Here is a 21,013-nt window from a genome sequence, read left to right as displayed (position 1 = left end):
GCTCCCGCTGGGACGGTCCGACGCCTCGGGCGCAGCGGCCCCAAAAACTCAGGGCCGCTTCGCGCCCCAGCGGGAGCAAGCTCCCTCGCCACAAGTATCGCTTCGAATCATCATCGATTTACAACAGCGTCGCCCGACAATCGAGCACCAATCGTGCGCCACCATATTCACTGCTCCCCACCTCCAACGTAAACCCATGCAGGTTGACGATCGCCGCGACAATCGACAGTCCCAGGCCGAACCCGCCGTGCTGGCTGCTGCCTTCGGCGCGGTAGAACCGCCGGAACACCGCCTTGCGCTCGGGCTCGGGAATCCCTGGCCCGGAGTCGAGCACTTCGATGCGCGTGCTGTCGCCCTGGTCCACCCCACGCAGGACCACGGTGCCACCGGGCGGGGTGAACTTGATGGAATTGCTCAGCAGATTCGACACGGCCTCGAACAGCAATGCCCGGTCACCGTTGAGCAAGGGCAGGGTGTCGGGCACTTCCAGGATGAAGGTCAGGCCGTCTTCTTCGGCCAGTGGCAGGTAGAAGTCGTGCAGTTCCTGCAGCAACTGCAACGGATCCAGGCGTACGAAGCCTGAACGGCGCTGCTGGTCTTCCAGTTCGGAAATCCGCAACAAGCCGCGAAACCGCGCCATCAGGGTGTCGGTTTCGGCGATCACCTGATCCATTTGCAGCGCCTCGGGCGAGTCGTCCACGGCCTCCTGCTGGATGCGGTACAGCTGGGCGCGCAGGCGGGTCAGCGGTGTGCGCAAGTCATGGGCGATGTTGTCGCATACGCCCTTGACCTCGTTCATCAGGCGTTCGATGCGGTCGAGCATGGCGTTGACGATGGCTGCCAGCATGTCCAGCTCATCGCGCCGGCTCGACAGGGGCAGGCGATGGGTCAGGTCGCCGGCGACGATGGCCTCGGCACTGGCTTGAAGCTTGCGGATACGTTGCAGCGGCCGGCGGCGCAACAGGTGCCAGCCGGCAATGCCGGGCAGGATGGTCAGCGATACACCCCAGAACAACGCGTGGAGAATGATGCGCGTGACGGCGAACAATGAGCCATTGTCCCGCGCCAGGACCAGCCAGCGTCCATCCTGGGTCCGGGTCGCCACCGCATCGCAGCTGTCGGAGGGCACGCTGGGATCGTCGGAGTCGACACAGCCGCCGAGCATGTGGATCCGGCCATCGAGCGGCAGGTCCTCGGGAATGCGCTGGATCGGTCCACTCAAGTGCCGCAGTTGCGGATCGAACAGGCCATAGGCATCGACGCCACGCTCATCCAGCGTGAGGCTGGCCATGAGCGCATCTTCGAGTTGGTCGCCATGGATCCTCGCGAACAGATGCTGGCGTTGCATCAACGAGTGCTTGGCCAGGCTGTCGAGGTAGCCGAACACTTCGTAATACATCACCCCCATCAGGATCGCGCACCAGATCACGAACAGCGAGCTGTACAGCGCCAGCAGGCGGCTGCTGGAGGAGCGCCAGCCCTTAGCGGGGTTCAGCAATGACATAGCCGGAACCTCGCACCGTGCGAATCAGCGGTTCCAGGCCCGGCGGGTCGATTTTCTTGCGCAGGCGGCCGATGTGGACGTCGATCAGGTTGGTGCCGGGGTCGAAGTGATAGCCCCAGACTTCCTCGAAAATCATCATGCGCGAAAGGATCTGCCCGCTGTTGCGCATCAGGAATTCCAGCAACTTGTATTCGGTAGGCAGCAGGCTCAGCAACTGCCCGTTGCGACTGGCTTCGCGGCTGATCAGGTTCAGCTCCAGGTCAGCCACCCGCAACACGGTTTCCGGCTCGCGTGCGCCGTTGTTGCGCCGCAGCAGCACTTCGACCCGGGCGGCCATTTCGTCGGTGGCGAACGGCTTGGTCAGGTAATCGTCGCCGCCGGCGCGCAGCCCTCGGACTCGCTCATCGACATCGGAGAGCGCGCTGATCATCAGAATCGGCGTGGCCACGCCCATGGTGCGCAGGGTGGTGACGATCACCAGGCCGTCGAGCTCGGGCAACATGCGGTCGAGGGTGATCAGGTCGTAGTCGCCGCTTACCGCGCGTTCCAGGCCTTCGCGGCCATTGTCGACCCAGTCGACGTCCAGGCCGTTGCGGGTCAGCTCGGCGACGATTTCACGGGCGGTCACGGCGTCGTCTTCGATGGTCAGGATGCGATTCATGGGCGGTACCGTGTTGGGAAATTCGCGCTATTGCGCAGCATTTTGCCAAAGAAAACCTGTCGGCTTTCTGAAAAAAAGTTCATGAGCCGGGCAGACGACTTCCCTGGCCTGGATCAACACTTGGTCACAAATAATCCCTAACATAAATTTCGTACACATGATCTTGTGGTTCTGTTAGCCGCCTTGGCGCCTTGCCAGGGGCGGCTGACGAGAACCGGTGGAGGGTGTACCGCAAGGAGCCTAGTCCTCACTGAACTATCAAGGAAGAGCTGCATGATGCAATCTCAAGACGTATTACGCCGAAAATTCGATATCCAGCCGTTGGCCCGCGCCGACATGACGGTTTGCCTGGACGGTCAGGTCGTCCAGGCTGCCGAGGGCGAAACTGTCCTCACCGTTATCCAGTCCCTGGGCCAGCGCCAGGTTGCCCGCAACGACCACGACCAGCTCAGCGGCGCCTATTGTGGCATGGGCGTGTGCCAGTGCTGCCTGGTCAAGATCGACGGGCGTCACAAACGCCGTGCCTGCCAGTCCCTCGTGCGTCCGGGCATGCGGATCGAAACCCGCTCCAACCGCATCACCGAATCGGAGGCGCCATGAGCCTGGGGCCAGTGATTGTCGGTGGTGGGCCGGCGGGGATGGCGGCGGCCATCGAGCTCGCCCGACACGGTGTGCGTAGCACTTTGCTCGACGAAGCACCGCGCCTGGGTGGCGTGGTCTATCGCGGGCCGCTGCGCGAGGGGGTGCAGTTGGATTACCTGGGGCCGCGCTACAGTGAGGCCCTGGACAAACTCCATGGGGAATTCCAACGCCATGCCGATCTGATTGACGTGCACACGGGCAACCGGGTCATCGGTGCCGAAGGTTTGCGGGCGCTGATGGTCCTCGACGCCGTGGAACGCCTGCGGGAGGTGGCCTATTCGCACCTGGTCCTGGCCGCAGGTTGCCACGAGCGCAGCGTGCCGTTTCCGGGTTGGACCCTGCCGGGGGTGATGCTGCTCGGTGGTCTGCAACTACAGATCAAGAGCGGGGTGGTCAAACCGCCGAGCCCGGTGGTGATCGCCGGGACGGGGCCGTTGTTGCCGCTGGTGGCTTGTCAGTTGCACGCAGCGGGAGTGGCAGTGGCCGGGGTCTACGAGGCGTGTGCGTTCGGTCGGATCGCCAGGCAAAGCCTGGCCCTGCTGAACAAGCCGCAGTTGTTCCTCGACGGCCTGGGCATGCTGGCCTACCTCAAACTCAAGCGCATCCCCATGCACTATGGCTGGGGCGTGGTGCAGGCCCATGGCGAAGGCGAGCTGGACAACGTGACCGTCGCGCCGTACGCCGACGACTGGACTCCAGACCTGACGCGCGCCGAACAGGTGCCGGCCCAGACGCTGGCGGTCGGCTATGGGTTCATTCCGCGCACCCAGCTGAGCCAGCAGATGGGCCTTGCGCATGGCTTTAGTGAAGACGGTTACCTGCGAGCCGTATCCGATGCCTGGCAACAGAGCAGCGAGGCGCACGTCCACCTGGCCGGTGACATGGGCGGGATTCGCGGCGGTGAGGCGGCCATGCTGAGCGGGCGCATCGCGGCGCTGTCGATTCTGTTGCAACGCAATGTACTGGATTCGGCGACTGCCCTTGCGCAGCGCGAGCGCTACCAGGCCCAGCTCGATCGCACCATCCGCTTTCGCACCGCCGTGGATCGCTACACACAGCGGGGCGCCGGGCAAATCAACCTGCCGGCGGCCGATACGGTGATCTGCCGTTGCGAACATGCCACCCGTGCCGACATCGACCGGGCCCTGGAGCAGGGCGTGCAGGACATGGCCAGCCTGAAGATGCGCACCCGGGTGAGCATGGGCGATTGCCAGGGAAGGATGTGTGTCGGCTACTGCACCGACCGTCTGCGCGAAGCCACCGGGCGTGCCGATGTCGGCTGGCTGCGACCGCGCTTCCCCATCGACCCGATCCCTTTTTCGGCATTCCAGGACGCCGGCACGGAGGCCTTCGAGCATGACTGAGCACCTTAAAGAATACGATGTGGTCATCGCCGGGGGCGGCGTGATAGGCGCCTCCTGTGCGTATCAGTTGTCCAAGCGCAAACACTTGAAGGTCGCGCTGATCGACGCCAAGCGCCCCGGCAACGCGACCCGCGCCTCGGCGGGCGGGTTGTGGGCCATCGGCGAGTCGGTGGGCCTGGGCTGCGGGGTGATTTTCTTTCGCATGATGTCGGCCAACCGCAAGCGCCAGGCCCAGGGTGCCGCCGTGGCGGTAGACGCGAGCACGCCGCATATCCTGCCCCCGTCGTTCTTCGAGTTCGCCTTGCAATCCAATGCGCTGTATCCGCCATTGCACCGCGAACTGATGGACAACCATGGCATGGATTTCAAGTTTGAGGAGACCGGGCTCAAGTTCGTGATCTATGACGACGAGGACCGCTCGTACGCCGAGCACATCGTTGCCTGCATTCCTCATTTGGCGGACCAGGTACGCTGGCTCGATCAGGCGGCCTTGCGCAAGGCCGAGCCGAGTGTCAGCCATGAAGCCCTGGGAGCATCGGAGTTTCTTTGCGATCACCAGGTGAGCCCGTTTCGCCTGGCCGACGCCTACACCGAAGGTGCCCGGCAGAACGGTGTCGATCTGTTCTTCAACACCCACGTCATCGAGGTGCTGCGCAGCGGTGCACGGGTCACCGGCGTGAAAACCGCCGAGGCGGGGACCTTCGGTTGCCGGACGCTGATCAATGCGGCCGGGGCCTGGGCGGCAGACCTCAGTGAACAGGCCACCGGCGTGCGGATTCCGGTCAAGCCGGTCAAGGGGCAGATCCTGCTGACCGAGCGCATGCCGAAGATCCTCACCGGGTGCCTGACCACCAGCGACTGCTACGTGGCGCAGAAGGACAACGGCGAAATCCTGATCGGCAGCACCACCGAAGACAAAGGCTTCGACGTGACCACCACCTATCCGGAGATCGAAGGCCTGGTGCAGGGTGCGGTGCGGTGTATCCCGCAACTGGCCGACGTCAACCTGAAGCGGACCTGGGCCGGCCTGCGCCCCGGTTCACCCGATGAGCTGCCGATCCTCGGGCCGATGCGTGGCGTGGAAGGCTATCTCAACGCCTGCGGCCACTTCCGCACCGGCATCCTCACCTCGGCCATCACCGGGGTGCTGCTGGACAAACTGGTGAACAACGAACCGCTGCCGCTGGACATCACTCCGTTCCTGGCGGATCGCTTCGAGGTGGCGCCGGTCAATGAAACCAAGGAGATGGAACTGGCCTGAACCATCGCCCTGTGGGAGCGGGCTTGCTCGCGAAGGCGTCGGGTCAGTCACATCAATACTGACTGACCTGACGCTATCGCGAGCAAGCTCGCTCCCACAGTTATTGCATCAACCGTTACTCCATTGGCGTGCTGACAAACGCTTCCAGCCCTTCGGCATAGGCAGTAAACGCGCTGATCAACGGGAATGACTTACCCTCCACCTTATCCGGCACCACGAGGTTGGTGAAGCTCCAGGCGACCGCGAGGGTGAGGCCGGCCTGGTCGATCGGGCCGTCGGTGCTCAATGGCTGTTGCTCCAGCTCCTTTTCCAGCATTGCGTAGGCTGCCGCCAATTGACCTTCCACGCGTTCGACCCAGGGCGCGTGCTGGATCTGCGCCGGTCGCAGGGTGCGCTCGTAATAGATCTGCACCGATTTCTCGCATGCCGCCAGCGCCAGGCCGAGCAGACGCAATGCGCGTATCCGTTGCCCGAGATCGGTCGGCATCAGGCTCTTGCCCGGTGCAGCCAGGGCTTCGAGATAATCGATGATCAGCGTGGAGTCCATCAGCACGGTTGCGTCATCGAGCACCAGGGTCGGCGCCTTGACTACCGGGTTGATACGCTGGAATTCATCGAAATGCCGGAACACCGAAACCGAGTCGTGCTCCAGGGGAATGCCCAGGCGCTTGGCGGAAATGGCGACGCGTCGTACGTAGGGCGAGTCCAGCATGCCGATCAGTTTCATGGCTTCTCCTCCAGCGGTCTGTAGTGGGCGAGGGTACTAATCCTCGAAGCCTACCTGTTCATGGATTTCATCAACTTTGAGTTCCAGCCGGTAGGCCACGGCGATGAACAACGCCTGGCACAGGCACAGCGTGGCGCTCAACGAACGGAAGGCGAACGAACTGCCTTCGTTCACCAGCAGCACCGCATTGGCTCGCTTGGCCAGGGGCGACAGGTTGCTGTCGGTGATGATCAGCGTCTTGGCCTGATGGTGCTGGGCGATGCGCAGGCAGTGCTGGGTTTCTTTGCCGTAGGGCGTGAAGCTGATGGCAATGACCAAGTCGTTGGCCCGCACGCTGCGCATCTGCTCGCGATAGCTGCCCCCCAGGCCGGACACCAGGTGAATGCGCTTGTTGGTGTGTTGCAGGTTGTAGACCAGGTAATCGGCGACTGCGAACGAGCGACGCACGCCTACCACATAGATGTTGTCGGCGTTGACCACCAGATCCACGGCTTTTTCGAACGTCTGGTCGTCCAGTTCCAGCCCCAGGCGCTCGATACCCGACAGCGTGGCATTCACGCATTCACGGGCCAGGTCGCCGCCGCTGGCTTTCTGCGACTTGTTGGCGATCATGCTGCGTATGCGCTGCTGGTAGTTCTGCACCGGCGTGGTCTTGTGGGTGTAGGCCTCGCGGAACAACGCCTGCATCTCGCTGAACCCGCTGAAGCCGAAGCGCTGGGAGAACCTGACGATCGCCGAGGGGTGCACTTCGCATTCCCGGGCGATGTCGCTGATGCGATCGACCATGATCCGGTCGCTCTGCTGGCTCATATAGCTGGCGATGCGCTTGAGCTGGCGCGGCAGGCTCTCGTATTCCTCGGTGATCAGCTGCAACAGGCGCTCGGCATTGATCGGAGGGCTGGGAAGGGCGGGCTCGGACGCGCGCTCGGACAGCGCCGGCAGATCATCGGGGCGGGTCATAGGAAATCCTTCTGGCTTGTTCTTATAGGCCGGCGCAAAAAAGCGCCGGCCTTCGACAATAGGTTGGCTGATCGCAGTCTACAGCGTAGGCGCGGGGAAAATCATGGGCGGACCTCATTGCGACATTGGCTGAAACGATCCACCGTGTCTGACCACCCTGAGTCATAGCGTATTGGAAAAAATATTCCACGTAAAAAATTTATAGAATAAATATTGATTGTTGTCTGCGGCTCGTTTTAGTCTGCACCCACCAAAGCGTTGGCGTCGGTTCCGGCACCCAGCGCGGACTGATAAAAATAACAGGAGCCAGCATGGGCCAGACTCGTTTTGCCAGTGGGCGTCAATTGGATGTGATCTGCCTGGGACGCCTGGGTGTCGACCTTTATGCGCAGCAGGTCGGAGCGCGTCTGGAAGACGTGAGCAGCTTCGCCAAGTACCTGGGCGGCTCGTCCGCCAACATCGCCTTCGGCACGGCGCGCCTGGGGCTCCGGTCGGCCATGCTGAGCCGGGTAGGCGACGATCACATGGGACGCTTCCTGGTGGAGTCCCTGGCCCGTGAAGGCTGCGATGTCAGCGCGATCAAGGCCGATCCCGAACGGCTGACGGCCATGGTCCTGCTGGGGATCAAGGATCGGGAAACCTTCCCGCTGGTGTTCTACCGGGAGAACTGCGCCGACATGGCGCTGCGCGCCGAAGACATCGACGAAAACTTCATCGCCTCCAGCAAGGCCTTGCTGATCACCGGCACCCATTTCTCCGCCGAGGACGTCTATCAGGCCAGCATCCAGGCCCTGGACTATGCGCACAAGCATCAGGTCCAGCGCGTCCTCGACATCGATTATCGCCCGGTGCTCTGGGGCTTGGCGGGCAAGGCCGACGGCGAGACCCGGTTCGTTGCCGACCAGAAGGTCAGCCAGCACGTGCAAGGCATCCTGCCGCGTTTCGACCTGATCGTCGGCACCGAAGAAGAATTCCTCATCGCCGGTGGCAGCGAAGACCTGCTGACCGCGCTACGCACCGTGCGCTCGCTGACGGCGGCAACCTTGGTGGTCAAGCTGGGCCCGTTGGGGTGCACGGTGATCCACGGCGCCATTCCGGCCCGGCTTGAAGACGGTGCGCTGTATCCCGGCGTGCGGGTCGAAGTCCTGAACGTGCTTGGGGCTGGCGATGCCTTTATGTCCGGGTTCCTTGCCGGTTGGCTGGAGGACGCCAGCGATGAGCGCTGCTGCCAACTGGCCAACGCCTGCGGCGGTCTGGTGGTGTCACGCCATGCCTGCGCTCCGGCGATGCCGACCCGGGCAGAACTCGATTACCTGTTCCAAAGCCCGGTGCCGATCACCCGGCCCGATCAGGACGCGGTGCTGCAACGCTTGCATCAGGTCAGCGTGCCACGCAAGGCCTGGAAGCAGCTGTTCGTGTTTGCCTTTGACCATCGCTGGCAACTGGTGGAGCTGGCGCAAAAGGGTGGTCGCGACTTGAACAGCATCGGCGAACTCAAGCAACTGTTCATCAAGGCAGTGGAGCGGGTCGAAGCGGATCTGCGGCGCGAGGGCGTCGACGCCGATGTCGGTCTGTTGGCCGACCAGCGTTTCGGCCAGGACTCGCTCAACGCCGCGACCGGTCGCGGCTGGTGGGTGGCGCGCCCGGTGGAAGTGCAGAACTCGCGACCGCTGGCGTTCGAACACGGACGCTCTATCGGCAGCAACCTGATCGCCTGGCCGCAGGAACAGATCATCAAATGCCTGGTGCAATTCCACCCCGACGACGAACCGCTCCTGCGCCTGGAACAGGAAGCGCAGTTGATGGGCCTGTACAAAGCCTCTCAGGTCAGCGGCCATGAGTTGCTGCTGGAAGTCATCCCGCCCAAGGATCATCCATCGCCGCACCCGGATGTGCTGTACCGTGCCCTCAAGCGCCTCTACAACCTGGGCATCTACCCGGCCTGGTGGAAGATCGAAGCCCAGAGTGCGGAGCAATGGAAGCAGCTCGATGAGTTGATCCAGCAACGCGACCCGTACTGCCGTGGCGTGGTCCTACTCGGCCTCAATGCCCCGGCCGAGGCCCTGGCCGAAGGTTTTCGCCAAGCCAGCCAGAGTACCACCTGCCGGGGTTTTGCCGTGGGCCGGACGATCTTCCAGGAGCCGAGCCGGGCCTGGCTGGCCGGGGAAATCGATGACGAAACGCTGATCCGGCAGGTGCAGGGCCGGTTTGTGGAATTGATCGAGGCGTGGCGGGCTGCGCGGGCTTGAGGGTCATACAGGGCTTTTGTGGCGAGGGAGCTCGCTCCCGCTGGACTGCGAAGCAGCTCCTCGATCAGCCGACCCGGTCCGACAGGCACACCGCAAAGACAGTTCTACGACTGCTTCGCAGCCGAGCGGGAGCAAGCTCCCTCGCCACAGTGATCGGTTGAACATTAGAGAAAACAATAAAAGGTGCAGCCATGCCCGCTATTCGAATTGGCATCAACCCGATTTCCTGGAGCAACGACGACTTGCCGTCGTTGGGCGGCGAGACGCCGTTGAGTACCGCGCTGAGCGAAGGCAAGGCCATCGGGTATGAAGGCTTCGAGCTCAATGGCAAGTTTCCCAAGGACGCCAAGGGCGTCGGCGATGTGCTGCGTCCGTACGACCTGGCACTGGTTTCCGGCTGGTATTCCAGTCGCCTGGCCCGGCGCTCGGCGGCCGAGGAGATCGACGCCATCGCCAGCCATGTCGAGTTGCTGGCGCAGAACGGCGCAACGGTGCTGGTGTACGGCGAAGTCGCCGACTCCATCCAGGGCCAGCGAATCCCGTTGATCGAACGGCCGCGTTTCCACACCGACGAAGCCTGGCAGGCCTACGCCGACAAACTCACCGAGCTGGCGCGCTTCACTCTGTCCCGGGGTGTGCGCCTGGCCTATCACCATCACATGGGCGCCTACGTCGAATCGCCCTCGGATATCGACAAATTGATGGCCCTGACCGGCAGCGAAGTGGGTCTGCTGTTCGACTCGGGTCACTGCTACATGGGCGGTGGCGAGCCGTTGCAGGTGCTGCGCAAACACATCGAGCGCATCTGCCATGTGCATTTCAAGGACGTGCGCAAGGCGGTGGTGCAACTGGCGCGCAACAACCTCTGGAGTTTCCCCGACTGCATCATCAACGGCACCTTCACCGTGCCCGGGGACGGTGACATCGATTTCGCCGCGTTGCTCGACGTGCTGCTAGCCGCCGGTTACCAAGGCTGGCTGGTGGTGGAAGCCGAACAGGACCCCGCCGTGGCACCCAGTTTCGTCTACGCCAAGAAGGGCTACGACACCCTGCGCGCCTTGCTGCAAGACGCTCTGCTGCAAGACGCCCTGCTGAAAGAGAGGAACCTGCCATGAGCCTGTTGATCAAGAGCCAGGCCAGCGGTCGGACCATGGTCCAACTGCCGGCGGGCGAGTTGGAGTATGTCGGGTTCGCCGCCTACCGCCTGAGTCTCGGCGAAACCCTGCCGGTGGCGGCCGGCGATCAGGAGCTCTGCCTGGTGCTGCTCAGCGGCCGCATCGGCCTCAAAGGCGAAGCGCCGGGGCAGGGCGCCTTCGACTGGGACAACCTCGGCGATCGCCAGTCGGTGTTCGAGGACAAATCCCCCTACGCCGCGTACCTGCCGCCCGGCAGCCAGGCCCAAGTGACTGCCCTGAGCGATGTGCAGATAGCCGTGTGCGCCGCGCCGGGTTCCACCGCCAACGAGTACCGCCCGCGGCTGATCCGGCCCGACAGCATGAAGCGCAGCGTGCGCGGCAAGGGCGCCAATACCCGTTATGTCTGCGACATCCTGCCGGACAGCGAACCGGCCCATTCGCTGCTGGTCGTCGAAGTGCGCACGCCTTCGGGGCATTCGTCGAGCTATCCACCCCACAAGCATGACACCGACGACCTGCCGCACCAGAGCTTCCTGGAAGAAACCTATTACCACCAGATCAACCCGTCCCAGGGCTTCGTGTTCCAGCGGGTCTACACCGACGACCGCAGCATCGACCAGGCCATGGCCGTGGAAAACAGCGACCTGGTGGTGGTGCCCAAGGGTTACCACCCGGTCAGCGTGCCCTATGGGTACGAGTCCTATTACCTGAACGTCATGGCCGGCCCCAAGCGCATCTGGCAGTTCCATAACGATCCGCAGCACAGTTGGCTGCTGGACCTCTGAATCGCCCCTTTTCACGGAGAACAAGAGCAATGAGTGAGCTCCCGGTAGTCGGCCATTATCTCAACGGCCAGGTGCAGGACAGCACCGGCGCGCGATTCAGCAACGTCTTCAATCCGGCCACCGGCGCGGTGCAGGCCCGGGTCGCCCTGGCCGAGCCCGGCACCGTCGACGCAGCGGTGGCCTCGGCGCTGGCGGCGTTCCCGGCCTGGTCCGAGCAGTCGTCGCTGCGCCGCTCGCGGGTGATGTTCAAGTTCAAGGAACTGCTTGACCGCCATCACGACGAGCTGGCGCGGATTATCAGCCGCGAACATGGCAAGGTCCTGTCCGACGCCCATGGCGAAGTCACCCGTGGCATCGAGATCGTCGAATACGCCTGCGGTGCGCCGAGCCTGCTCAAGACCGATTTCAGCGACAACATCGGCGGCGGCATCGACAACTGGAACCTGCGCCAGCCGCTTGGCGTGTGCGCTGGCGTCACGCCGTTCAACTTCCCGGTGATGGTGCCGCTGTGGATGATTCCCCTGGCACTGGTGGCCGGTAACTGCTTCATCCTCAAGCCGTCGGAGCGCGACCCGTCGGCCAGCCTGCTGATGGCCCGGCTGCTGACCGAAGCCGGGTTGCCGGACGGTGTGTTCAACGTGGTCCAGGGCGACAAGGTGGCGGTGGACGCGCTGTTGCAGCACCCGGACATCGAAGCGATTTCCTTTGTCGGTTCGACCCCCATCGCCGAATACATCCACCGGCAAGGCACGGCCCACGGCAAACGGGTGCAGGCGTTGGGCGGTGCGAAAAATCACATGATCGTCATGCCCGATGCCGACCTGGATCAGGCCGCCGACGCGCTGATCGGCGCGGCCTACGGCTCGGCCGGCGAGCGCTGCATGGCAATCTCCATCGCGGTGGCGGTGGGCGACGTGGCAGACGAATTGATTGCACGTCTGTTGCCGCGCATTGATCAATTGAAAGTGGGTAATGGCGAGCAACCCGGCACGGACATGGGACCGCTGGTGACCGCCGAGCACAAGGCCAAGGTAGAAGGCTTTATTGACGCCGGGGTGGCTGAAGGCGCCCGATTGATTGTCGATGGGCGAGGTCTGAAAGTGCCGGGCGCCGAACAGGGCTTTTTCGTTGGCGCGACGCTGTTCGACCAAGTCACCCCTGGGATGAGCATCTACCAGCAGGAAATTTTCGGCCCGGTGCTGGGCATCGTCCGCGTGCCGGATTTCGCCAGCGCCGTGGCGTTGATCAATGCCCACGAATTTGGCAACGGCGTGTCCTGCTTCACCCGTGACGGCGGGATCGCCCGGGCGTTCGCCCGCAGCATCAAGGTCGGCATGGTGGGAATCAACGTGCCGATCCCGGTGCCCATGGCCTGGCATTCCTTCGGTGGCTGGAAGCGCTCGCTGTTTGGCGACCATCACGCCTATGGCGAGGAAGGCCTGCGTTTCTACAGCCGCTACAAAAGCGTGATGCAACGCTGGCCCGACAGCATCGCCAAGGGCCCCGAGTTCAGTATGCCGACCGCCCAATAACCTGTTTTGTCGAATGCCGGAGGGATAACAACAATGAACAAGCCCCTGCGTTTTGCCCTGAACCGAATGGTCGCTCCGCGCCTGTCGCTGCCCGCGTTCATTGACTTGGCCCTGGCGTTGAAAACCGACGCCATCGAGATCCGCAACGATCTCAAGGGCATCGAGATCGAGGACGGCATGTCGCCGGTCCGGGTTCGCCAGCTGTGCGAAGAGCGCGGCGTGAAGGTGCTGTCGATCAATGCCCTTTACCCGTTCGATGTGTGGAACGACGAGCGTCGGGCCCAGGCCGTGCGCCTGGCTGACTATGCCCGCGAGTGCGGTGCCGAGGGGCTGGTGATGTGTCCGCTCAACGACCCCGCTGACTCACGCACGGAGGCTGAGCGTGCGGCGGGGTTGCGCAAGGCCCTCAGCGAGCTGGCGCCGATCCTGCGGGCCTTTGGCATCTACGGCTTCATCGAGCCACTGGGGTTCGAAGAGTGTTCGCTGCGGCACAAGCGCCCGGCAGTGGAAGCGATCAAGGCCATCGGCGGGCTGGATGTGTTTCGCCTGGTGCACGACACCTTCCACCATCACCTGGCGGGGGAACAGGAGCTGTTCCCCGAACTGACCGCGCTCGTGCACATTTCCGGCGTCGAGGATGCCCAGGCCCCGTTGGCGACCATCCGCGACGGCCATCGGGTGCTGGTCGGCGCGGACGACATCCTGGGCAACGCCGCGCAGATCGAAGCCTTACGGGCCGGTGGCTACGACGGCTACCTGTCCTTCGAACCGTTCGCCAGGAGCGTCCATGAACTGGCCGACATTCGCCAGGCGTTGGGGGCGAGTATGAACCACCTGCAAAATCCGCAGGCCTCCAGACAATGAAATCCCCACAGGGGAAATGAGTCGGCCAGCCATTTGCATTCCAGACAAGGTGCAAGCATGACCACAACACGACTGACCATGGCCCAGGCCCTGGTGAAATTCCTCGATACCCAGTACGTCGAGGTCGATGGCGTCCAGAGCAAGTTCGTCGCCGGGGTCTTTACCATCTTCGGCCACGGCAACGTGCTGGGCCTGGGCCAGGCGCTGGAGCAGGACAGCGGCGAGCTGTTGGTGCATCAGGGGCGCAACGAGCAGGGCATGGCCCATGCCGCCATCGGCTTTGCCAAGCAGCACCTGCGGCGCAAGATCTACGCCTGCACCTCGTCGGTCGGCCCTGGCGCGGCGAACATGCTGACGGCCGCCGCCACCGCGACGGCCAACCGCATCCCGTTACTGCTGTTACCCGGCGATGTCTACGCCAGTCGCCAGCCGGACCCGGTGCTGCAACAGATCGAACAGTTCCATGACCTGAGCATCAGCACCAACGATGCGTTCAAGTCGGTGAGCAAATACTGGGATCGCATCAATCGTCCCGAGCAACTGATGAGCGCCGCGATTCACGCCATGCGCGTGCTGACAGACCCGGCCGAGACCGGCGCGGTGACCCTGGCACTGCCCCAGGATGTCCAGGCCGAGGCCTACGACTACCCGGATTATTTCCTGCAGAAACGCGTGCATCGCATTGATCGGCGTCCGGCTACCGAAGCGATGCTCGGTGATGCCCTGGCGCTGCTCAAGGGCAAGCGCCGACCCTTGATCATCTGTGGCGGCGGAGTGCGCTACTCCGGCGCCAATGCTGAGCTGCAAGCCTTCGCCGAGCGCTTCGACATTCCGTTCGCCGAGACCCAGGCCGGCAAGAGCGCGGTGTTGTCCAGCCATCCGCTTAATGTCGGCGGCGTCGGTGAGACCGGCTGCCTGGCGGCCAATCTGCTGGCCAAGGAGGCGGACCTGATCATCGGCATCGGTACCCGCTACAGCGATTTCACCACCGGGTCCAAGTGGCTGTTCCAGCATCCGGAGGTGCAGTTTCTCAATCTCAATATCAGCCCGTGCGACGCCCTGAAACTGGACGGCGTGCAACTGCTCGCCGACGCCCGCGCGGGGCTGCAAGCGCTGTCTGCCGCGCTGGGGGATTACCGCGCAGAATGGGGCGGGCGGGTCGCCGAGGCCAAGACTCAATTGGAAGCCGAGGTGGACCGGGTCTATCAGGCGGATTATCAGACCCAGGATTTCGTCCCCGAGATCAACGACGGCATGGACCCGGCGGTGTTGCGCGAATTCATCGAACTGACCGGCTCCTGCCTGACCCAGAGCCGCGTGCTCGGCACCCTCAATGAAGTGATGGCGGACGACGCGATCATCGTCGCCGCCGCCGGCAGCCTGCCCGGCGATTTGCAGCGCAGCTGGCGCAGCAAAGGCGTGAACACCTATCACCTGGAGTACGGCTATTCGTGCATGGGCTATGAGGTGAACGCCGCGCTGGGGGTCAAGCTCGCCGAGCCGGACAAAGAGGTCTATGCCCTGGTGGGCGATGGCTCCTACATGATGCTGCACTCGGAGTTGGCGACCTCGATCCAGGAGCGGCGCAAGATTAACGTGGTGCTGCTGGACAACATGACCTTCGGCTGCATCAACAACCTGCAGATGGGCAACGGCATGGACAGCTTCGGCACCGAGTTCCGCTTCCGCAATCCGGACACCGGCAAGCTCGACGGTGGCTTCGTGCCGGTGGATTTCGCCATGAGCGCGGCGGCCTACGGTTGCAAGACCTACAAGGTGAAAAACCTCGACGAACTGCACGCGGCCTTGGCCGATGCGCGGTTGCAAACGGTCTCGACCCTGATCGACATCAAGGTCCTGCCCAAGACCATGATCCACGGCTACCTGTCGTGGTGGCGGGTCGGCGTGGCGCAAGTCTCCACCAGCGCCCGCACCGAAGCCGCTGCCAAGGCACTCAACGAGCGACTGGCCCAGGCCCGTCAGTACTAATTGCCCCATCCCTAGGAAAGGAGTTTTTCATGTCTTTGAAGCTGGGCGTCATCGGCACCGGGGCCATCGGCCAGGACCATATCCGTCGTTGCAGCCAGACCTTGCTCAATAGCGAGGTGGTGGCGGTGACCGACATCAACCTCGCCCAGGCGGCGCAGGTGGTGGCGGACTTGAAGCTGACCGCCGAGGTCTACCCGGACGGCCATGCCTTGATCAAGGCGCCGGAAGTGGAGGCGGTCCTGGTCACGTCCTGGGGACCGAGCCATGAGGAGTTCGTGCTGGCGGCGATTGCGGCCGGCAAACCGGTGTTCTGTGAAAAGCCCCTGGCGGTCACCGCGCAAGGTTGCCGTAACATCGTCGAGGCTGAGGTGGCCCATGGCACGCGCCTGGTGCAGGTCGGCTTCATGCGCCCGTACGACGAAGGCTATCGGGCGCTCAAGGCAGTGATCGACAGTGGCCAGATCGGTGAGCCGCTGATGTTGCACTGTGCCCATCGCAATCCGCGGGTGGGGGAAAACTACAAGACTGACATGGCGATCACCGACACCTTGATCCATGAGCTGGATGTGCTGCGCTGGCTGCTGGCCGATGACTATGTCTCGGTGCAGGTGGTCTTCCCGCGCAAGACCAGCAAGGCCCTGGCTCACCTGCGCGACCCGCAGATCGTTCTGTTGGAAACCGCCCGGGGTACGCGCATCGATGTGGAAGTGTTCGTCAACTGCCAGTACGGCTATGACATCCAGTGCGAGGTGGTAGGAGAGACCGGCATCGCCAGGCTGCCGGAACCGTCCCAGGTGCAACTGCGCAGTGGCGCCAAGCTGTCCAATGCGATCCTGATGGACTGGAAGGACCGCTTCATCGCGGCTTATGACGTGGAATTGCAAGCCTTCATCGACGGCGTCCGCGCCGGCCAGGTAGGCGGCCCGTCGGCCTGGGACGGCTACGCCGCGGCCGTGGCGGCGGACGCCTGCATCGCCGCGCAGCAGAGCGGGGAGATTGTCAGGATCGAACTGCCCGAGCGCCCTCGTTTCTACGGCTGACCCGGATCCCTGTGGGAGCGAGCTTGCTCGCGAAAGCGGCCTGACATTCAAAAAAGATGTCGGCTGAACCACAGCCTTCGCGAGCAAGCCCGCTCCCACAAGGGGACGCGTTCTCCCGAAGGCATTCGGTCCAAATTGTGGGAGCGAGCCTGCTCGCGATGACGGACTGATATTCAGAAAAGATGTTGACTGACCCACCGCCATCGTCGGATCGCCGCCCGGAGCAGGCTCGCTCCCACAGGGGGACTGGGTTTTCCCAGGTGGAGCTGCTTCCACAGAGCTTGAGTTGATGCATTGATTAATAAGGAGCTTGCATGCGAATCGGACTAGTAGGCTATGGCAAGGGAGGGCGGTTTTTTCATGCGCCGCTGATCCGCAGCCTGCCGGGGGCGACGTTCGTCGGGGTGGTGACCCGCTCCGCCGAGCGGCGCCAACAACTGGCCGGCGATCATCCGCACGTCCAGGCCTTCGACACCCTTGAGCAATTGCTCGCCGCCGGTGTCGATGCGGTGGTGGTGTCGACGCCGCTGGACGCGCGTTCGGCCGTGGTGATGCAAGTCATCGAGGCGGGTGTGGCGGTGGTCAGTGACAAACCCTTCGCCCATGACGCTGCAGAGGCCGAGGCCATGGTACGTGCTGCCGAACAGCGCAACGTACCGTTAAGCGTCTACCAGAACCGTCGCTGGGATTCCGATTTCCTGACCTTACGCAAGCTCCTGGCCTCCGGCGCACTGGGGCAAGTCACGCGTTTTGAATCGAGCATCGAGCGCTACTCGCCGTCATCGGTTGGCAAGGCCAGCGGAGGCGGATTGCTGCGCGACCTCGGCAGCCATTTGGTGGACCAGGCGCTGCAACTGTTCGGGCCGGTGGTGCGGGTCTACGCCGAGATGGAGTACCGGGAGCCAGGCCAGGTGTTCGACAACGGTTTCTTCATGTCCCTGAGCCACATCAACGGTGTGGTTTCCCATCTGAGCGGCCACTGCTTGCAGAACGCCCCGCGGCCGCGTTTTCGCGTCAGCGGCACCGAGGGCTCCTACACCGTGGAGGGCCTGGATGGGCAAGAGGACCAGGCCCTGGCCGGTCTGAGCCCGGCGACCGAAGGTGAACGCTGGGGTGCCGAAGAGCATCGGCGCTGGGGCTGGTTCGAACAGGGCGCCGAGCGTGAGCGCGTGACCTCGGAGCGAGGGTGCTGGATGGCCTTCTATCAAGGCCTGCAAGCCGCATTGCAAGGCGTCGGAACGCTGCCGGTGGAGGCCCGCGATGCTCTAGCGAATACCCGCATTCTCGATGCCGCCCGGCAGAGCGCCGAGCAGGGCAAAGTCATGGTTTTACCCGTGCCAGTGGGCCATGGAACAAAAAACGAAATAAATTCTAAAATGAGTTGATGTGGAAAATATTTTCCAATAAAGTCTTTTCCAGGTTACCGACATCCTTTTCCCACCCCGCGCAAGTGTGCGTCTACGGGTGAGGAATTAAACAAAAACAAGAAACACAGCAGGTACCGTCGATGAAAACCTTCAACCGTTCTGCGTTCAAACTGCGTCGCCTATCCGCCATCCTTCCTCTGTTCGAATCCTTGTGCATCCAGCGCAACGGCGCCGTGGTGTGCTGCATGCCCGGTGCGCCCATCGTCTGTTTGCCTCGTCGCTGATCCGTCACGCCTTATCCATAAAAACCAACAAGAATGTGGAGAAAGACCGTTCATGAAGACCAAGACCCGTATCGCCTCGCTGGCCCTGTCATTGATGCTCACTAGCGGCGCTGCCCTGGCGGACCTGAAGATCGGCGTCAGCATGTCGCAGTTCGATGACACCTGGCTGACCTACCTGCGCGAATCCATGGACAAGAAGGCCAAGTCGTTCCCGGAAGGGGTCGCCTTGCAGTTCGAAGACGCCCGCAGCGATGTGGTCAAGCAACTGAGCCAGGTGGAAAGCTTCATCAGCCAGAAGGTCGACGCGATCATCGTCAACCCGGTGGACACCGCCGCGACGCAACGCATCACCAAGGCGGCAGTAGCGGCGGGGATTCCACTGGTCTACGTCAACCGCCGTCCCGACGACCTGAAACTGCCGGCGGGCGTGGTCACCGTGGCTTCCGATGACTTGGAAGCCGGGCGCATGCAGATGCAGTATCTGGCCGACAAGATGGGCGGCAAGGGCGACATCGTGATCCTGCTGGGTGACCTGGCGAACAACTCCACCACCAACCGCACCAAGGGCGTCAAGGAGGTGTTGGCCAAGTATCCCGACATCAAGATCGAGCAGGAGCAGACCGGCACCTGGTTGCGGGACAAGGGGATGACCCTGGTCAATGATTGGCTGACCCAGGGCCGCGAATTCCAGGCGGTGGTCGCCAATAACGATGAGATGGCGATTGGCGCGGCCATGGCGCTCAAGCAGGCAGGCACCAAGCAGGGCAGCGTGTTGATCGCAGGGGTCGACGGTACGCCGGATGGTTTGAATGCGATCAAGAAGGGCGAAATGACCGTCTCGGTGTTCCAGGACGCCAAGGGTCAGGCCGATGGTTCGATCGATACGGCGGTGAAAATGGTCAAGAAGCAGCCGGTCGAGCAGGCCGTCTGGGTGCCGTATCGGTTGATCACCCCGCAAAACGTTGATCAATTCAAATAAAGCCTCACCCCAATAACAAGCAGGCAAGGTCGCCACGGCGGCCTTGCCGAGGGAGTACCTGGTCATGTTTGCTTCAGCGATTGCATCGAGCGCCCCGGCAATGTTTGCCCAGCCGTACGCACAGCCTGACGAGCCCTACCTGTTGGAAGTCGTCAATGTCAGCAAAGGCTTTCCCGGTGTGGTGGCCTTGTCCGATGTACAGCTGCGGGTACGCCCCGGCTCCGTGCTGGCGCTGATGGGGGAAAACGGCGCGGGCAAATCGACCCTGATGAAAATCATCGCCGGCATCTACCAGCCGGACGCCGGTGAGCTGCGCCTGCGGGGCAAGCCGGTGACCTTCGACACGCCCCTGGCGGCCCTGCAGGCCGGCATTGCGATGATCCACCAGGAACTGAACCTGATGCCGCACATGAGCATCGCCGAGAACATCTGGATCGGCCGTGAGCAGCTCAACAGCCTGCACATGATCGACCATGGCGAGATGCACCGTTGCACCGCCCGGCTGTTGGAACGCTTGCGGATCAACCTCGATCCCGAGGAGCAGGTGGGCAACCTGAGCATCGCCGAGCGGCAGATGGTGGAGATTGCCAAGGCCGTGTCCTACGACTCCGACATCCTGATCATGGACGAGCCGACCTCGGCCATCACCGAAACCGAAGTCGCCCACCTGTTCTCGATCATTGCCGACCTCAAGGCCCAAGGCAAAGGCATCATTTACATCACCCATAAAATGAACGAAGTGTTCGCCATCGCCGACGAAGTGGCGGTGTTTCGCGACGGCGCCTACATCGGCCTGCAACGGGCCGACAGCATGGACGGCGACAGCCTGATCTCGATGATGGTCGGGCGTGAACTGAGCCAACTGTTCCCGGAGCGGGAAAAACCCATTGGCGAGCGCGTGCTGTCGGTGCGCGACTTGAGCCTGGACGGCGTCTTCCAAGGCGTGTCGTTCGACCTGCATGCCGGCGAGATCCTTGGCATCGCCGGGTTGATGGGCTCGGGCCGGACCAACGTGGCCGAGGCAATTTTCGGCGTGACCCCGGCCACCGGTGGTGAAATCCTCCTGGACGGCCAGCCGGTGCGCATCAGCGACCCGCACATGGCGATCGAAAAGGGTTTTGCCCTGTTGACCGAGGATCGCAAGCTCAGCGGCCTGTTCCCGTGCCTGTCGGTACTGGAGAACATGGAAATGGCCGTGCTGCCACATTACGTCGGCAACGGTTTCATCCAGCAGAAAGCCCTGCGCGCCTTGTGCGAAGACATGTGCAAGAAACTGCGGGTCAAGACCCCGTCCCTGGAACAGTGCATCGACACCTTGTCCGGGGGCAATCAACAGAAGGCCTTGCTCGCCCGCTGGCTGATGACCAACCCGCGGATCCTGATCCTCGACGAGCCGACCCGCGGCATCGACGTCGGTGCCAAGGCCGAGATCTACCGGCTGATCGCCTACCTCGCCAGCGAAGGCATGGCGGTGATCATGATTTCCTCGGAACTGCCGGAGGTGCTGGGCATGAGCGACCGCGTGCTGGTGATGCACGAAGGCGACCTGATGGGCACCCTCGACCGCAGCGAAGCGACCCAGGAGCGGGTCATGCAACTGGCCTCGGGCCTTTGCTGACGCAGCCGGTTCAAAAAATGAAGTCGAGCACAATTGTGGCGAGGGAGCTTG

At 63.0% G+C, this 21,013-nt stretch carries 18 protein-coding genes; 14 read left to right on the top strand and 4 right to left on the bottom strand.

The genetic code is table 11. The features are described 5' to 3' along the window. Positions 1 to 118: 118 nt before the first annotated feature. Together ACLEJR_RS23050 and ACLEJR_RS23045 are read right to left on the bottom strand one after the other, a co-directional pair. A complete protein-coding gene (locus ACLEJR_RS23050; protein WP_440816736.1) occupies positions 119 to 1,504 on the bottom strand; it encodes a sensor histidine kinase in 1,386 nt (461 codons plus the stop codon). Beyond that, the gene (locus tag ACLEJR_RS23045) at positions 1,482 to 2,165 is read right to left on the bottom strand and encodes a response regulator transcription factor (protein ID WP_039592999.1); all 684 of its coding nucleotides are present in this window, start codon (positions 2,163 to 2,165) and stop codon (positions 1,482 to 1,484) included. Before ACLEJR_RS23045 ends, ACLEJR_RS23050 begins: the two co-directional genes overlap by 23 nt. Before the next feature lie 276 nt (positions 2,166 to 2,441). Between ACLEJR_RS23045 and hcnA the strand changes: the two genes are divergently transcribed. The 3 genes from hcnA to hcnC are packed head-to-tail and all read left to right on the top strand — an operon-like array spanning position 2,442 to position 5,432. Next, complete coding sequence (gene hcnA, locus ACLEJR_RS23040) at positions 2,442 to 2,765, top strand: cyanide-forming glycine dehydrogenase subunit HcnA (RefSeq protein ID WP_440799865.1); 324 nt, start codon at positions 2,442 to 2,444, stop codon at positions 2,763 to 2,765. Beyond that, positions 2,762 to 4,171, top strand: coding sequence for a cyanide-forming glycine dehydrogenase subunit HcnB (gene hcnB / locus ACLEJR_RS23035; protein ID WP_440799856.1), 1,410 nt, complete (start codon positions 2,762 to 2,764; stop codon positions 4,169 to 4,171). The genes hcnA and hcnB overlap by 4 nt, the downstream gene beginning before the upstream one ends. Then, a complete protein-coding gene (hcnC, locus tag ACLEJR_RS23030; RefSeq protein ID WP_440816734.1) occupies positions 4,164 to 5,432 on the top strand; it encodes a cyanide-forming glycine dehydrogenase subunit HcnC in 1,269 nt (422 codons plus the stop codon). Before hcnB ends, hcnC begins: the two co-directional genes overlap by 8 nt. 115 nt (positions 5,433 to 5,547) lie before the next feature. Here the strand turns inward: hcnC and ACLEJR_RS23025 are convergent, their stop codons facing one another. Both ACLEJR_RS23025 and ACLEJR_RS23020 read right to left on the bottom strand, forming a co-directional pair. After that, entirely contained in the window at positions 5,548 to 6,159 is a 612-nt protein-coding gene (locus ACLEJR_RS23025) for a glutathione S-transferase family protein (protein WP_440816731.1), read from the bottom strand. Positions 6,160 to 6,195: 36 nt separating this feature from the next. Next, positions 6,196 to 7,119: a MurR/RpiR family transcriptional regulator gene (locus tag ACLEJR_RS23020; RefSeq protein ID WP_440793534.1), complete on the bottom strand. Its 924-nt coding sequence runs from the start codon at positions 7,117 to 7,119 to the stop codon at positions 6,196 to 6,198. 311 nt (positions 7,120 to 7,430) lie between these two features. Between ACLEJR_RS23020 and ACLEJR_RS23015 the strand changes: the two genes are divergently transcribed. The 11 genes from ACLEJR_RS23015 to ACLEJR_RS22965 all read left to right on the top strand — a co-directional run bounded on the left by ACLEJR_RS23015 (position 7,431) and on the right by ACLEJR_RS22965 (position 20,962). After that, positions 7,431 to 9,368: a bifunctional 5-dehydro-2-deoxygluconokinase/5-dehydro-2-deoxyphosphogluconate aldolase gene (locus ACLEJR_RS23015; RefSeq protein ID WP_440816729.1), complete on the top strand. Its 1,938-nt coding sequence runs from the start codon at positions 7,431 to 7,433 to the stop codon at positions 9,366 to 9,368. A 191-nt stretch (positions 9,369 to 9,559) separates the two neighbouring features. After that, entirely contained in the window at positions 9,560 to 10,483 is a 924-nt protein-coding gene (iolE, locus tag ACLEJR_RS23010; RefSeq protein ID WP_440793531.1) for a myo-inosose-2 dehydratase, read from the top strand. Next, complete coding sequence (gene iolB, locus ACLEJR_RS23005) at positions 10,480 to 11,289, top strand: 5-deoxy-glucuronate isomerase (RefSeq protein WP_440793529.1); 810 nt, start codon at positions 10,480 to 10,482, stop codon at positions 11,287 to 11,289. The genes iolE and iolB overlap by 4 nt, the downstream gene beginning before the upstream one ends. Positions 11,290 to 11,318: 29 nt before the next feature. Further along, on the top strand, positions 11,319 to 12,821 hold the full coding sequence (locus tag ACLEJR_RS23000; protein WP_440816727.1) for a CoA-acylating methylmalonate-semialdehyde dehydrogenase: 1,503 nt from the start codon (positions 11,319 to 11,321) through the stop codon (positions 12,819 to 12,821). Between the two features lie 33 nt (positions 12,822 to 12,854). Beyond that, positions 12,855 to 13,685 carry a TIM barrel protein gene (locus ACLEJR_RS22995; protein WP_440793525.1) on the top strand — a complete coding sequence of 277 codons (831 nt, stop codon included), beginning with the start codon at positions 12,855 to 12,857 and terminating at the stop codon, positions 13,683 to 13,685. Positions 13,686 to 13,742: 57 nt separating this feature from the next. Further along, a complete protein-coding gene (gene iolD / locus ACLEJR_RS22990) occupies positions 13,743 to 15,674 on the top strand; it encodes a 3D-(3,5/4)-trihydroxycyclohexane-1,2-dione acylhydrolase (decyclizing) (RefSeq protein WP_440816724.1) in 1,932 nt (643 codons plus the stop codon). 29 nt (positions 15,675 to 15,703) lie between these two features. Further along, positions 15,704 to 16,714, top strand: coding sequence for a Gfo/Idh/MocA family protein (locus tag ACLEJR_RS22985; protein ID WP_440816721.1), 1,011 nt, complete (start codon positions 15,704 to 15,706; stop codon positions 16,712 to 16,714). 314 nt (positions 16,715 to 17,028) lie between these two features. Further along, positions 17,029 to 18,099: a Gfo/Idh/MocA family protein gene (locus ACLEJR_RS22980; protein WP_440816718.1), complete on the top strand. Its 1,071-nt coding sequence runs from the start codon at positions 17,029 to 17,031 to the stop codon at positions 18,097 to 18,099. A 122-nt stretch (positions 18,100 to 18,221) separates the two neighbouring features. Beyond that, positions 18,222 to 18,365: a hypothetical protein gene (locus tag ACLEJR_RS22975; protein WP_440793517.1), complete on the top strand. Its 144-nt coding sequence runs from the start codon at positions 18,222 to 18,224 to the stop codon at positions 18,363 to 18,365. A 52-nt stretch (positions 18,366 to 18,417) separates the two neighbouring features. Next, entirely contained in the window at positions 18,418 to 19,344 is a 927-nt protein-coding gene (locus ACLEJR_RS22970) for a sugar ABC transporter substrate-binding protein (protein WP_440793516.1), read from the top strand. A gap of 64 nt (positions 19,345 to 19,408) precedes the next feature. Then, the gene (locus ACLEJR_RS22965; protein ID WP_440816715.1) at positions 19,409 to 20,962 is read left to right on the top strand and encodes a sugar ABC transporter ATP-binding protein; all 1,554 of its coding nucleotides are present in this window, start codon (positions 19,409 to 19,411) and stop codon (positions 20,960 to 20,962) included. Positions 20,963 to 21,013 lie beyond the last annotated feature (51 nt).

This window comes from Pseudomonas sp. SMN5 (genome assembly GCF_052041925.1).
Classification (GTDB): domain Bacteria; phylum Pseudomonadota; class Gammaproteobacteria; order Pseudomonadales; family Pseudomonadaceae; genus Aquipseudomonas.
Note: the sequence above shows the minus strand (reverse complement) of the source record. Positions and strands in the feature narration are given on the sequence as shown.